This is a genomic window from Bradyrhizobium forestalis, from assembly GCF_002795245.1.
GTDB classification, from domain to species: domain Bacteria; phylum Pseudomonadota; class Alphaproteobacteria; order Rhizobiales; family Xanthobacteraceae; genus Bradyrhizobium; species Bradyrhizobium forestalis.
Genome location: NZ_PGVG01000002.1, coordinates 357,012 through 370,160, shown reverse-complemented (window position 1 = coordinate 370,160; position 13,149 = coordinate 357,012). Strand labels below are relative to the sequence as shown.

12 protein-coding genes are annotated in these 13,149 nt (G+C 64.2%); 8 read left to right on the top strand and 4 right to left on the bottom strand.

What is annotated here, in order from left to right:
• Nucleotides 1-36: 36 nt before the first annotated feature.
• From CVM73_RS04125 to CVM73_RS04105, 5 genes are all read left to right on the top strand, one after another.
• Nucleotides 37-1,377 (top strand): pyruvate dehydrogenase complex dihydrolipoamide acetyltransferase, encoded by a 1,341-nt coding sequence (locus CVM73_RS04125; RefSeq protein WP_100230709.1) that lies wholly within the window; start codon nt 37-39, stop codon nt 1,375-1,377.
• An 18-nt stretch (nt 1,378-1,395) separates the two neighbouring features.
• Nucleotides 1,396-1,752, top strand: coding sequence for a hypothetical protein (locus CVM73_RS04120; protein ID WP_100230708.1), 357 nt, complete (start codon nt 1,396-1,398; stop codon nt 1,750-1,752).
• Between the two features lie 13 nt (nt 1,753-1,765).
• Complete coding sequence (gene lpdA / locus CVM73_RS04115; protein ID WP_100230707.1) at nt 1,766-3,187, top strand: dihydrolipoyl dehydrogenase; 1,422 nt, start codon at nt 1,766-1,768, stop codon at nt 3,185-3,187.
• A gap of 261 nt (nt 3,188-3,448) precedes the next feature.
• Nucleotides 3,449-4,690 carry a threonine synthase gene (locus CVM73_RS04110; RefSeq protein ID WP_100230706.1) on the top strand — a complete coding sequence of 414 codons (1,242 nt, stop codon included), beginning with the start codon at nt 3,449-3,451 and terminating at the stop codon, nt 4,688-4,690.
• 125 nt (nt 4,691-4,815) lie between these two features.
• Nucleotides 4,816-5,787 (top strand): tripartite tricarboxylate transporter substrate binding protein BugD, encoded by a 972-nt coding sequence (locus CVM73_RS04105; RefSeq protein ID WP_167406609.1) that lies wholly within the window; start codon nt 4,816-4,818, stop codon nt 5,785-5,787.
• A gap of 136 nt (nt 5,788-5,923) precedes the next feature.
• On the opposite strand, the gene CVM73_RS04100 is transcribed toward CVM73_RS04105, so the two are convergent.
• From CVM73_RS04100 to CVM73_RS04090, 3 genes are all read right to left on the bottom strand, one after another.
• On the bottom strand, nt 5,924-6,310 hold the full coding sequence (locus CVM73_RS04100) for a response regulator transcription factor (protein ID WP_167406629.1): 387 nt from the start codon (nt 6,308-6,310) through the stop codon (nt 5,924-5,926).
• 95 nt (nt 6,311-6,405) lie between these two features.
• The gene (locus tag CVM73_RS04095) at nt 6,406-7,077 is read right to left on the bottom strand and encodes a response regulator transcription factor (protein WP_100230703.1); all 672 of its coding nucleotides are present in this window, start codon (nt 7,075-7,077) and stop codon (nt 6,406-6,408) included.
• Nucleotides 7,074-9,059 (bottom strand): PAS domain S-box protein, encoded by a 1,986-nt coding sequence (locus tag CVM73_RS04090; RefSeq protein WP_100230702.1) that lies wholly within the window; start codon nt 9,057-9,059, stop codon nt 7,074-7,076. Before CVM73_RS04090 ends, CVM73_RS04095 begins: the two co-directional genes overlap by 4 nt.
• Before the next feature lie 799 nt (nt 9,060-9,858).
• Between CVM73_RS04090 and CVM73_RS04080 the strand changes: the two genes are divergently transcribed.
• The 3 genes from CVM73_RS04080 to CVM73_RS04070 are packed head-to-tail and all read left to right on the top strand — an operon-like array spanning nt 9,859 to nt 10,795.
• On the top strand, nt 9,859-10,251 hold the full coding sequence (locus tag CVM73_RS04080) for a hypothetical protein (RefSeq protein WP_100230700.1): 393 nt from the start codon (nt 9,859-9,861) through the stop codon (nt 10,249-10,251).
• On the top strand, nt 10,248-10,436 hold the full coding sequence (locus CVM73_RS04075; RefSeq protein WP_036017547.1) for a hypothetical protein: 189 nt from the start codon (nt 10,248-10,250) through the stop codon (nt 10,434-10,436). The genes CVM73_RS04080 and CVM73_RS04075 overlap by 4 nt, the downstream gene beginning before the upstream one ends.
• A complete protein-coding gene (locus CVM73_RS04070; protein ID WP_100230699.1) occupies nt 10,433-10,795 on the top strand; it encodes a hypothetical protein in 363 nt (120 codons plus the stop codon). The genes CVM73_RS04075 and CVM73_RS04070 overlap by 4 nt, the downstream gene beginning before the upstream one ends.
• 74 nt (nt 10,796-10,869) lie before the next feature.
• On the opposite strand, the gene CVM73_RS04065 is transcribed toward CVM73_RS04070, so the two are convergent.
• Nucleotides 10,870-13,059, bottom strand: a complete 2,190-nt coding sequence (locus CVM73_RS04065) for a lytic transglycosylase domain-containing protein (RefSeq protein ID WP_100230698.1) — start codon at nt 13,057-13,059, stop codon at nt 10,870-10,872.
• Nucleotides 13,060-13,149 lie beyond the last annotated feature (90 nt).

Here is a 13,149-nt window from a genome sequence, read left to right as displayed (position 1 = left end):
AGACGACGTTTTGCAAAGTTTCTTCTTGAGGTCAGCATGCCCATCAACATCCTGATGCCCGCTCTCTCGCCGACGATGGAGAAGGGTAACCTCGCCAAATGGCTGAAGAAGGAGGGCGACAAGGTCAAATCCGGCGACGTCATCGCCGAGATCGAGACCGACAAGGCGACCATGGAGGTCGAGGCGATCGACGAGGGCACGATCGCCAAGATCCTGGTGCCCGAGGGCACGCAGGACGTCCCGGTCAACGACGTGATCGCCGTGCTCGCCGGCGAGGGCGAGGATGTGAAGGCTGCAGGTAGCGCCAAGCCCAGCGCTTCGGCCGCGCCTCCAAAGTCTGCTCAAGCTCCCGCTGCTGCGCCTGCGCCTGCTGCACCCAAGCCTGTTTCGCCGCCCGCTGCTCCTGCGCCGCAGCCCGCCGCTCCGGCCGCGCAGGCCAACGGCCATGGCGGCCGCGTGTTCTCATCGCCACTGGCGCGCCGTCTCGCCAAGGAGGCCGGCATCGATGTTGCGATGGTTAGCGGCACCGGCCCGCACGGCCGGGTGGTCGCGCGCGACGTCGAGCAGGCCAAGTCCGGCAAGGGCCTCAAGGCGCCTGCCGCGGCGCCGTCAGGCGCGCCCGCGATCGCGCCGACCATGTCGGACAAGCAGATCCTGTCGCTGTTCGAGCCTGATACCTACGACATCGTCCCGCATGACGGCATGCGCCGCACCATCGCGCAGCGCCTGACCGCCTCGATCCAGAACGTCCCGCACTTCTACCTCACCATCGACTGCGACATCGGCAAGCTGCTCACTGCCCGCGAGGAGATCAACGTCGCCGCGCCGAAGGACAAGGAGAAGAAGCCGCTCTACAAGATCTCGGTCAACGACTTCGTCATCAAGGCGATGGCGGTCGCGCTGCAGAAGATCCCGAACTGCAACGTGAGCTGGACCGAAAGCGGCATGGTCAAGCATCACCATTCCGACGTCGGCGTCGCCGTGGCGATGCCCGGCGGCCTGATCACGCCGATCATCCGGAAAGCGGAGACCAAGACGCTGTCGACCATCTCCAATGAGATGAAGGATTTCGCCGCGCGCGCCCGCTCGCGCAAGCTCAAGCCCGAGGAATACCAGGGCGGCACGACGGCCGTGTCCAACCTCGGCATGTACGGCATCAGCCACTTCACCGCCGTGATCAATCCGCCGCATGCGACGATCCTTGCGGTCGGCACCAGCGAGGAGCGCCCCGTGGTGCGGAACGGCAAGATCGAGATCGCGAACATGATGAGCGTGACCTTGTCCTGCGATCACCGCGCCATCGACGGCGCGCTCGGCGCCGAGCTGATCGGCGCGTTCAAGCAGCTGATCGAAAACCCCGTCATGATGATGGTGTGACGGCGAGGGTCGCTTGAAATGCGCCACGTGGTCGCTGGTTGTGGTTTCTTGCTGACGCTCTACCTACCATTCTGGTGGAGCATCCCTTCCACGCATCCGAGTCAAGACGTCGGAGTGGTCTTCTTTCCATTCCTGCTGACGGTCTATGGCGGGCTGGCGATCGCAGCTCTTGCCATGTACTACGCCCTGTTTCGCGCTAGCGGTCCTGCAATGCTTCTGCTCGCCGTCCTGCTCTTCGCTGTTGTGACGTGCTGGTCTCTTCGTTGGATCGACGGAGTCACTAGTCTGGAAGCCGGTGCGCTTGCTGCCGCGATGCTGGCTCATCACTTGATCCTCAAAACCTTTGGCGCAACGTCGCCTGCCAGACAGATCTGACCCGGGAGCCGACATGGCCGATACATCTTTCGACGTCATCATCATCGGCTCCGGTCCCGGCGGCTATGTCACCGCGATCCGCGCCGCCCAACTCGGTTTCAAGGTCGCGATCGTCGAGAAGTCGTATCTCGGCGGCATCTGCTTGAACTGGGGCTGCATCCCGACCAAGGCGCTGCTGCGTTCGGCCGAGATCTACCATTACATGCAGCACGCCAAGGACTACGGTCTGTCGGCGGAGAAGGTCTCGTTCGATCCGAAGGCGGTGGTGCAGCGCTCACGCGGCGTCTCGAAGCGGCTGAACGACGGCGTCGGCTTCCTGATGAAGAAGAACAAGGTCAGCGTGATCTGGGGCGCCGCCTCGATCGACGCACCCGGCAAGGTCACCGTGAAGAAGTCCGACGTCGAGGGCCCGAAGGGCGCGCTGGGCGAGGGGACCTATCAGGCCAAGCACATCATCGTCGCGACCGGCGCACGGCCGCGCGTGCTGCCCGGGCTCGAGCCCGACAAGAATCTGGTCTGGACCTATTTCGAGGCGATGGTGCCGGACCGGATTCCGAAGTCGCTGCTGGTCGTCGGCTCCGGAGCCATCGGCATCGAGTTCGCGTCCTTCTTCCACACCATGGGCTCCGACGTCACCGTGGTCGAGGTGCTGCCGCAGATCCTCCCCGTGGAGGACGCGGAGATCGCAGGGCTCGCACGGAAACGCTTTGAGAAGATGGGCATGAAAATCATGTCCTCGACCAAAGTCACGAAACTCGAGAAGAAGGCCGACAGCGTCGTCGCCACCATCGATGACGGCAAGGGCAAGCCCGTCACGACCGAGTTCGAGCGCGTGATCTCGGCCGTCGGCGTCGTCGGCAATATCGAGAATCTCGGGCTCGAAAAGTTAGGGGTGAAGACCGACCGCGGCTGCATCGTCATCGACGGCTACGGCAAGACCAACATTCCCGGCATCTACGCGATCGGCGACGTCTCCGGCCCCCCGATGCTCGCCCACAAGGCCGAGCATGAGGGCGTGATCTGCGTCGAGGCGATCAAGGGCCTCAACCCGCACCCCATGGACAAGAATATGATCCCGGGCTGCACCTATTGCCATCCGCAGGTGGCATCAGTCGGTTTGACGGAAGCCAAGGCCAAGGAGAGCGGCCGCGAGATCCGCGTCGGCCGCTTCCCCTTCGTCGGCAACGGCAAGGCCATCGCACTCGGTGAGGACCAGGGCCTCGTCAAGGTGATCTTCGACAAGAAGACCGGTCAGCTGCTCGGCGCCCACATGGTCGGCGCGGAGGTCACCGAGCTGATCCAGGGCTATGTCGTCGCCATGAACCTGGAGACCACGGAAGAAGAGCTGATGCACACGGTCTTCCCACATCCGACGCTGTCGGAGATGATGAAGGAAGCCGTGCTGGATGCGTATGGACGGGTGCTGAATATTTGAGGGAAGAGGGACTGCGCGGCGGCGCGCGCCGCCAGTAGTTTCGTCATCCCTGCGCAAACGGCGAAGCCGTTTGTCGCTGGAGGTGCGAGGCCAGCGGTGCGGAGCACCGTTGACCGAGCCTTGAAGGATGAACGGACGAGATGCAGCAGCCGGGCTCGTCGCCCTTCGAGGCTCTTCACACGGCGCGTTGCGCCGTATGAAGAGCACCTCAGGGTGACGGGTCTGATAGTGAAACACGAAAACAAGAATAGGGACGAACCCATGCACGACAACGACAATCTCACCATCGAACGCCCGACCTTCGTCACCCATCTCGAATGCGCGATGGAAGGCGATCATTACGCCGCCGACCAGGTCCACAACCTCTCCAAGGCCGGCAAGCCGCTCTTGGTGCGCTACGACCTCGCCGGCGTGAAGAAGGCGCTGACCAAGGACGCTCTGGCGCAGCGGCCCGGCGACATGTGGCGCTATCGCGAGCTGCTGCCGGTGCGCAAATGCAAGGATATCGTGTCGCTCGGCGAGGTCACGACGCCGCTGATCCGGCTGCCCAAGCTCGGCACAAAGCTCGGCGGCGGCGAGATCATCGTCAAGGACGAGGGGCGCCTGCCGACCGGCTCGTTCAAGGCGCGGGGCCTCGTCATGGCGGTGTCGATGGGCAAGGCGCTCGGCATCAAGCACATGGCGATGCCGACCAACGGCAATGCCGGCGCGGCGCTGGCGGCCTACGCGACGAGCTGCGGCATCAAGACCACGATCTTCTGCCCGGCCGACACACCCGAAGTGAATGTCAGCGAGATCGAGCTGCAGGGCGCGACCGTCTACCGCGTCAACGGCTATATCGACGATTGCGGCAAGATCGTCGGCGAGGGGAAAGCGAAAGTCGGTTGGTTCGACACCTCGACCTTGAAGGAGCCTTACCGCATCGAAGGCAAGAAGACGATGGGCCTGGAGCTCGCCGAGCAGCTCGGCTGGGACGTGCCCGATGTGATCTTCTATCCGACCGGGGGCGGCACCGGCCTGATCGGCATGTGGAAGGCTTTCGACGAGCTCGAGAAGATCGGCTTCATCGGCTCCAAACGCCCGCGCATGGTTGCGGTGCAGGCCTCGGGCTGCGCGCCGATGGTGCGCGCTTACGAGGCCGGCACCGAGCATGCGACGCGTTGGGAGGACGCCCACACCATCGCGTCGGGCATCCGCGTGCCGCAGGCAATCGGCGATTTCCTGATCCTGCGCGCGGTGCGCGAGAGCAAGGGCTTTGCCATCGCGGTCGACGACGACAAGATCTCGGCGGCGCTGAACGAGGTCGCGCGCGAGGAGGGGCTCTTGCTGTGCCCCGAGGGCGCGGCCACCTATGCCGCTTACAAGGAGAGCCTCGCCGACGGCCGCGTCTCGAAGGGTGACCGCGTGATGCTGTTCAACTGCGCGACCGGCCTGAAATATCCGCTGCCGCCGGTCACCCGGACGCTCGACCGCCACAAGCCGATCGACTATTCGCAGTTCTGAGCGAGACCAACCCGGCGGAGCGCGATGGTCGTGCTCCGGCGCGTCGTTTCGTCTCTTCACGAACGATCCCTCTTCCCGTACGCGGGAAGAGACAAGAACAAAAACGACACGCTGGGGAGAAGACAATGACGAAGGCCGTCTGGGCTGCGCTGTTTGCTATTCTCGCTGTGACCGGCGCCGCGCGCGCCGATGACTATCCCACTCATCCCATCACCATCATCGTGCCCTTCGCGGCCGGCGGCCCGTCGGATGCGATGGCGCGCGTGCTCGCCGAGCGGATGCGCACCTCGCTTGGGCAGCCCGTCGTGATCGAGAACGTCACCGGGGCGGGCGGCTCGATCGGCGTCGGCCGCGCCGTGCAATCGCCGCCCGACGGCTACACCATCTCGTTCGGCCACCTCGGCACCCACGTGGCCAACGGTGCCGTCTACAAGCTCAAATACGACCTCGTCGCCGATCTCGAGCCGGTGGTGCTGCTGCCGAGCAACCCGATGATCGTGGTCAGCAAGAACGCGGTGCCCGCGACCTCGCTGAAGGAGCTGATCGCGTGGCTCAAGTCACGGCCGTCGCCGCCGACCGCAGGTACCGCCGGCGCGGGCTCCGGCAGTCACATCGCCGGCGTCTATTTCGAGAACATCTCCGGCATCAAGCTGCAATACGTGCCGTATCGCGGCACCGCGCCCGCGCTGAACGATCTCATCGCCGGCCAGATCGACCTCATCCTCGACCAGACCTCCAATTCCATCAATCAGGTCCGCGCCGGCACCATCCGCGCTTACGCCATCACCGACGACAAGCGCCTCGCCTCCGCACCCGAGATCCCGACCGCGGAGGAGGCGGGTCTCAAGGGCTTCAACATGACGCTATGGTCCGGCATGTGGGTGCCGAAGGGGACGCCGAAAGAGATCGTGACCAAGCTCAACGCCGCGGCCGTGGAAGCGCTGAACGATCCGGCGGTGAGGAAGCAGCTTGAAAGCCAGGGCCTGGAGATGACACCCAAGGATCAGCTCGCGCCCGAAGCGCTTGGCACCCGTCAGAAGGCCGAGATCGCCAAATGGTGGCCGATGATCAAGGCGGCGAATATCAAGGTGGATTGAACCCGGGCGGCGTATGCCTCGTGGTGCGTCGCCAGGTTCTTCGACCCATTCTGAGCAGGCCGGAACGCGGCTACCTCGCGAGAAGCGGGATTTGCCCTGCTCGCTGTCACCACCGCGTTTGCTGGCCGCCGGGCGCTCACAGCATGGTTTCGTGACCTGCTGCCAGCGCGCGGTTCAGGCATTGCATCAGATCCGAGGCGGCGAACGGCTTACCGAGAAAACAGATTGCGCCGGCATCTAGCGCACGCACACGTACACTCTCGTCCGGGAAAGCTGTGATGAAGATGAACGGCGTGGCCGAGCCCTGCGCGCGCATCTGCGTCAACAGATCGATTCCGGTCATCACCGGCATCTGCACGTCGGCGATCACGCACGAGGTGTCATTCGAATCGGTCGAGCTCAAGAACTCCTCGGCCGAGGCGAATGTGTGGACGACGTATCCACGCGATTCCAAGAGATTGTTGATCGCGGCCCGAACGTAAGGGTCGTCGTCAAGCACCGAGATGACCGAAGCCACTGACAAGACGTCCGCTCCTCGCCGGGAATTACGCTTGCCGTCGCCACGGCTACACATAAAGACGCAAGGTGGACCTGCCAGTCACGATTGGAAACTCATACTTAGGTTTGTGCGTCGGACTTGTTGGAGCCAATCCCGAGCGCCTCGCTCATTCTCACCAGATCGGCCAGCGACTTCGCGCCCATTTTCCGCATGATCTGGCCGCGATAGATTTTCACGGTGATTTCAGCCAATCCGAGCCGGGCGGCCACCTGTTTGTTCATCAGGCCGGACGTCACCAGTGACAATACGTCACGCTCCCGCGAGGACAGTGACTCGAAGCGTGATCTGACGGTCGAGACCGTCCTGTTGAGGTCGCGGCGCTTGCGGTCTCGCTCGATCGCGGCCTGGACTGCGTCCAGAATGTCCTGGTCGCGAACCGGCTTGGTCAGGAAATCGATCGCGCCGCTCTTCATGGCCCGAACCGTCATGGGGATATCGCCATGACCGGTAATGAAGATGATGGGCGTATGGATATTTGCCTTCGCGAGGTCGGCCTGCAGGTCGAGACCGCTAACTCCCGGTAGGCGGATGTCGAGCACGAGGCAGCTGGGGACGTCGGGCGGCTTGGCCTGCAGGAGTTGCGGAGCCGAGCCGAATGCTTCGACCTTGAGGCCGACCGATTCGAATAGATTGGTGAGCGCACGGCGCATGGATGCGTCGTCGTCGACGATGAAGACGATCGGCTGATCGCCATCCTCCCTGGGCGGCGAAGGCTGCGCGCGCTCGGTCACGATACGCCCTCGCGATGGAGCGGCAGGGTGATCTGAAAAGTCGCGCCGTGCTCCCGGTTCGGCATGGCGGAAAGTCGTCCGCCATGGGCCTCGATAATGGAGCGGCAGATCGACAGGCCCATGCCCATGCCGCTGGACTTCGTGGTAAAGAACGGCATGAACAGACGGTCCATTGCCTGTTCGTCGATGCCGACGCCGCAGTCGGATACGCTCACCAGCACTGCGCCATTGTCGTCGGCCACTGAACGGATCGCCAGCTCGCGCGGGCGGTCATCGACGCCTTCCATGGCCTCGATCCCGTTCTTGATCAGGTTGATCAGGACCTGCTGCAATTGAATTCGATCCCCAAAGATCCTGGGCAGTGCCGACGACAGCTCCATTCGAACCGACACGGCGTGGCTAGCCATCTCGCGCTGAACGAGCGCCACAGCCTCGCGCATGACCACGCTGATGTCGAGTGGAGCCATCTCGATGTCGGAACGCTTGGCGAGCGCCCGAACGTGACGGATCACGTCGCTGGCACGCTTGCCATCCTCGATAATCCACTCCACGGAGCGACGTGCTGCCTTGAGGTCGGGCGGACTGCGCTGCAGCCAGGCGAGGCAGGCGTCGGCGTTTGCGATCACTGCGGCGAGGGGCTGATTGATTTCATGGGCAATGGAAGCGGTCAGCTCACCCAGTGTCGTGACGCGCGTGACATGGGCGAGCTCGGCCTGGGCCTTGCGCAGCGAGTCTTCGGCTTGATTGGCCCGGATGGCCGCGGTTACGTCTGTGCAGACGCCGCGATAGCCCAGGAAAGTGCCGTCGGCGTCAAAGAACGGCTTGCCGCTGGTCCGGACGTAGATCGGCTGCCCGTTGCGGTCTTTGCTGCGATACACCAGGTCGCGGAACGGGACATGGGCGTCGAGCGCCGCCCGATGTTGTCGCCATTTTTCGGGTTCGAGATCGGCGTCCGGAGCGATGTCCCAGCGCGTCAATCCGATCAGGCCGACAGGGGCGGTGATGGTATCGGAGTGCTCCGATATCTGGGTGACGCGATGGTCTGGACCCGTTTCCCAGAACCAGTCAGACGCGGTTTCGGCGTAGTCGCGAAAGCGCTGCTCGCTGTCACGCAGCCTGCGCTCTGCCTCCTTGGTCGCCGTGATGTCGGATATCGATCCGACGAACTCCACGCGACCGCTGGAATCTCGCGTGGCCCGGGCCACCGCTCGGACGTACTTGATGGAGCCGTCGGGCATCACCAGCCGGTATTCGTGATCGTAATCTTTTCCCTCTTGGGCGGCCCGAGCCGTAGTCTGTTGCACCGCGAGCCGGTCGTCCGGATGGATCCGCTGGAGCATGAACGAGATCTTTGGCTTGGTTCCCTCGTCGCACTGGAAGATGCGATAGGTCTCCTTGGACCACGTGATCTCGCGGTTTGCGGCCTTCCAGCCGAAACTGCCGGTGTGGCTCAATTCCTGCGCCTGGGCGAGATAAGCCTCGCTCTGTCGGAGCGCATTCTCCGCTTCCTTGCGCTCGGTAATGTTCTCGCAGGCGACCAATACGATTGGTCCGCCATCAGCGCGCAGCATGGTCTTGGCATTCTCGCGCACCCATAGCACCGAGCCGTCCTTGCGAACCTTCCGGATTTCCCAGGTGTGTGACTGATCAACGGTCTCAAGGCACAGCGCGACACACGCGCGGACAGTAGCGCGATCCTCCTCGAAGAAGACATCCAGCACCGATCGGCCGATCAACTCCGCGGGCGTATAGCCCAGCTGCGCGGCGCCGAACGTGTTCACGTTGATGACAGTTCCGGCCGGGTCGACCATGAAGTACATGACCGGGTTGTGCTCGAAGACTTGCTGCCACTGCTTGACCGCCTCCAGCAGACCGGCATCACCGGGCTCAATGCGCGGCTTAGCAGTAACAGTGTGCCTGACGCACCCGACGAGGTATTGCGCGGCTGACTTCCCGAACGCTACTGCCCGGCCCGGCTTCATCGCAGACGCTCCCGGCGCTCTCTGCGTGAACGCAAGTAGAGCACGTTGCCGCGAGAGGGGCAATTCCGGCCAAGGTCGGATGGGCGGTTACGACGGTCGCCTTGGAATGGACTGCTCGCCGCCTTGTTCATTGCGGCGCATCAAGCACGCCGCGCCGGGCAAGTTTCTCGCGGTGACCGTGCAGCCAGCGCGTCGTGCACTGTCTCGTTGAACGCCGGCCGGTGCGAGAGTCCATCCGGGCAAGTACGGGACAAACCTAGGTATAGCTTCTCCAATCCTAGTCATGTCGGCGATTTACCTCCGTACAATTGAGCGCTTCGTGCCCGGCGGACTAGCCTCGTGACCATCGGGAGTGTCGACCGGCCAATCGCAGCGGTCGTACGGGTAGCGGGTCTCAGGCCTGCGGGCCTCTCACCGACGCGCATCGACCGAGCACAAGGCCGGTTCATTTCTCGACAGGCAGCTGCGATCGCGACAATTCACGACCCGTATGAGGTCGAACTGACAAAAGCGCAGGCAACAGAGGGAGACAACAATGTGCGATACATCGGTACTTCCTGAGCGTCGCCTATCGGAGTCCGAACGTTGCTCTTCAATCAACGGCTGTGCAGTGTGCGGCGGCAGGTTCGGCCTGATCCGCCACTATTCCTGGCGCACCGCGCTCTGCTCCAAAAAGTGCGTCGATCGCTTCCGCACACGCCGCGAGCGTGACCGCCGGTGGTTGTTCCAGGTTCAGGTCGCGTGAGGCCGGGCTGGAGAGCTGACATCGTTCCGAAGGTCTGATCCGGGAGCCCGTGCGTTGAACCGCTCATTCAAGCTCTTGTGCTCGATGGTTCTCCTCGGCTCCATTGCGACGGTCCAGGCCCAGGAGACGGGACACGGCGCCGTTCATCGCCAGCACCCACCCCAGGACCAGGCGCTGCACGAAAAATTCTATTCCACCTGGCACATGCCGGATAATCCGAGCCTCAGCTGTTGCAACAGCGCCGACTGCTATCCGACCGATATCAAGTACATCGACGGCCAGATCTATGCACGGCGCCGGGAGGACGGGCGATACATTCTGATCCCACCGCAAAAGGTGGAGCGAAACAGGGATAATCCGGACGGCCGAAACCATCTTTGCGCTCCACCGCCCGCACTGTCTCCGCTCGACAGCGTTTACTGCTTCTCCTTGGGAGGTGCCACATGAGATTCGCGTTCGTGCTGGTCAACGGCCGGACCCCGTTCCGGCAGACCTGGTGCATGCAGTGCTGTGAGCCAATCAGCGGCGGCTATCTCCGCGAGATCGCGACCCGTCTGCCTTACTGCGACCATCAGTGCTACGCGCTGTTCTGCGAGGCGCTCGCGAAGGATGGCGTGAGAGCGGTTTCATGAAGTTCGTGCTGGTCAATCACGAGCCTCCGTTGCACGCGGCCACGTGCAGCACATGCTCGCGGTTGCTCCGCTCCGGCTATGTCCGGCATGCGCGGACGCAGCGCCGCTACTGTGACTACGATTGCTACCGGCGCGACGAGCTCGTCACGTTGTTGATGCAATGGTCGGTGCCTGGGCGGACAGGGCCGGCCGCCGGGAACGTCGAGCTTGCCGCTGGCAACATGATCGAGACGCTGACGGTCCTGAGTGCCGTCTGGTGCTGGAGCTACACGATCAACGCCTGGACCTTCGCGAGAGCCTTGACCGGCGCATATTTGGACGGCCGCGATCTGATCACGATGGAAGGAGGTGACACCTAGCTGCGCGACTGCACTCGCGCGGAGGCCGCAGCGACGCAACCTTGCAGGCGCCGTGTCCAGCCCCGGCGGCGCCGCTAGGGAGCGGGTGCTGCGGCCGCCACGGGTGCTGCCGCACCGGCCTCGTGCGTGACCACGCGCTGGTCGCTCTTGCCTGCGACCATGCCGCTGCCCTCGAACCTTGCGCGGTAGACCAGCACGTTCTCCATCACGCGCTGGACGTAGTTGCGGGTCTCCGACAGCGGAATGCGCTCGACCCAGTCGACCGGATCGACGTTGGGATCCCTGGGATCGCCGCGCGCCTGCACCCATTCGCGCACCCGGCCGCGGCCGGCATTGTAGCCGGCGAAGGCCATGATCTGGTTGCCGCGATATTCCGACAGAAGCGCGCTGAGCTCGGCCGCGCCCATCTGGGTGTTGTAGACGGGATCGGAGACCATCCTGTCCCAGTCGTAAGCCAGGCCGAAGCGTTTGGCGGTGTCGCGGCCGGCTTCCGGCGTCACCTGCATCAAGCCGACTGCATTGGCCGGCGACTTGTCGCGCTGGTCGAACGAGCTCTCGGTGCGCGCCACCGAATAGATCACGCTGGTCTCGATCGCGGGCGCGACCTGCTTGTGCTCGGGAATACCGATGGTCGGGAAGGCGTAATGGTCGAGCGCGAGCCCGCGCGCCAGTGCGGACTTGCCGACCTCCAGCATCACGCGCGCATCGTTGCGCCGGCCGGCAAGCTCGCCGAGCGCTTCGAGTGCCGCGACGTCGGTGCTCTCCTTTGCAAAATCCTCGGCGTAATAGAACACCATGTCGCGCTCGCCGATGGCGTAGAGCATGTCGGCTGCGCGCACGCGTTCGTCCGCGGGGGACGTATCGGCCGAAGCCGGCACAGGCGAGGGCGCACGCAGCTCGATCCGGTCAAGCCCGAGCCTTGCGCGGGCGAGCTGGCCGTAATAGGCGGTCTGATAGCGCGCCGCCGCCCGATAGCTCATGCGCGCATCGGCCATTGCCCCCATGGCCTCGGCGGCGCGGCCGCGCCAGTAATGGGCCCGCGACAACGCGATTGGATTGGCCGAGCCTTCGTCGATCGCGGCGAAGTGCATCATCGCCGTCTTGGGATCGTCGAGAAAGCGCAGCGCGATCCAGCCGCACATGAAGTGGTAGTCGATGCGATAGACTTCCTTGTCCGGCACCGCGGCCGTGCGCACCACATCATAGGCGGTCCTAGGCTTGCCCTGGTCGAGCAGCTTGCGCGCGAGCAGGCGGCGCTCGCGCCACCAGGCATCGGTGTCCTGGGCGGCCATGGTGTCGGGTGCGGCAGCGAGGATCACCTCGGCAGCGTCGTCGATGCGGTCCTTCTGGAGATGCCATTGCGCGCGGCACAGCACGTAGCCGAGATCGCGGCGGGCGTCAGCGGAGACGTCATCGAGATAGTCCTTGGCCTTGTTCGCCTTGCCGGTGACCGCGGCGCAGGCCTTGACGATCGCGAGCGCATCCTCGCCGAGCCGTTTGGCGGCGCGCCTGGCGCCGGCGTAGTCCTTGGCGCCGAGGCGCTTGTCCATGCGGGCCCGATGATCGTCCGCCGTGAGGAGATCACGGAACGCCTCGTAAGCGTCCTCCTCACTGCGCTCCGACAATTCGTCGGTGCGCCAGGCGTCGCGCACGAGCCGCGCAGCCCTGTCGGCCTCGCCCTCAGTGAGCAGCGCGCGGGCGAGTGCGAACTTGCCCTTGGCGCTGGTCGGCCGGTCCATGGTGAACTTGTGCACAGTGGCCGCGTCGGCCTTCTCCTGCCACAGCCGCGCCTCCGCGCGGCGGCGGAGCAGGGCGCTGCTCGGCCAGTCCGGATTTGCGGCGAGGAAGGCGGCGTAGCGCTTGAAATTCGCGGTGCTCTCGGAATGGCGCAGCATGAACCAGTCGGCGAGCTTTTGCCCGGCGGGGTCGCCAATGCGGTCGCGCGCGGCGCTGGCGTCATCCGTCTTGCCCTTGCGCGCGAGATCGATGGCGTCCTTCAGCACGGCGAGATCGCCGGTCAGCGGCGGCGGTGCCGGCTTGTCCGCGGGCTCGTCGACCGTCTTCTTCGACTTGCGCTTGGCCTCGGCGTGCTTGCCGTGTCGCGCTTTGCCGGCGGAGGCATGGCGGTGCTTGCCGGCTTTCGCCTCATGCATCTTTTTCGGCGCGGACGATTTGTGACTGCTCTTCGCCGCCAGCTCAGTGGGAAGGAAGGCCATCGCGGCCACGGCAACGACACACGCGAGCGAGCGTAGGCACTGGTTCATTCGATGGTCCCCCTGCGAAACCACTACAAACCAAGGTCCGCGACGACATGCGGCTTGCGAATCAAAGCATCGAACGATGCATCAGCATCG

Excerpts from the sequence above, each read along its gene's own strand:
- CVM73_RS04120 (WP_100230708.1), top strand. The coding sequence starts at position 1,396 with ATGCGCCACGTGGTCGCTGGTTGTGGTTTCTTGCTGACGCTCTACCTA.
- lpdA (WP_100230707.1), top strand. The coding sequence starts at position 1,766 with ATGGCCGATACATCTTTCGACGTCATCATCATCGGCTCCGGTCCCGGC.
- CVM73_RS04075 (WP_036017547.1), top strand. The coding sequence starts at position 10,248 with ATGAGATTCGCGTTCGTGCTGGTCAACGGCCGGACCCCGTTCCGGCAG.
- CVM73_RS04105 (WP_167406609.1), top strand. The coding sequence starts at position 4,816 with ATGACGAAGGCCGTCTGGGCTGCGCTGTTTGCTATTCTCGCTGTGACC.
- CVM73_RS04125 (WP_100230709.1), top strand. The coding sequence starts at position 37 with ATGCCCATCAACATCCTGATGCCCGCTCTCTCGCCGACGATGGAGAAG.
- CVM73_RS04090 (WP_100230702.1), bottom strand. The coding sequence starts at position 9,059 with ATGAAGCCGGGCCGGGCAGTAGCGTTCGGGAAGTCAGCCGCGCAATAC.
- CVM73_RS04065 (WP_100230698.1), bottom strand. The coding sequence starts at position 13,059 with ATGAACCAGTGCCTACGCTCGCTCGCGTGTGTCGTTGCCGTGGCCGCG.
- CVM73_RS04070 (WP_100230699.1), top strand. The coding sequence starts at position 10,433 with ATGAAGTTCGTGCTGGTCAATCACGAGCCTCCGTTGCACGCGGCCACG.
- CVM73_RS04110 (WP_100230706.1), top strand. The coding sequence starts at position 3,449 with ATGCACGACAACGACAATCTCACCATCGAACGCCCGACCTTCGTCACC.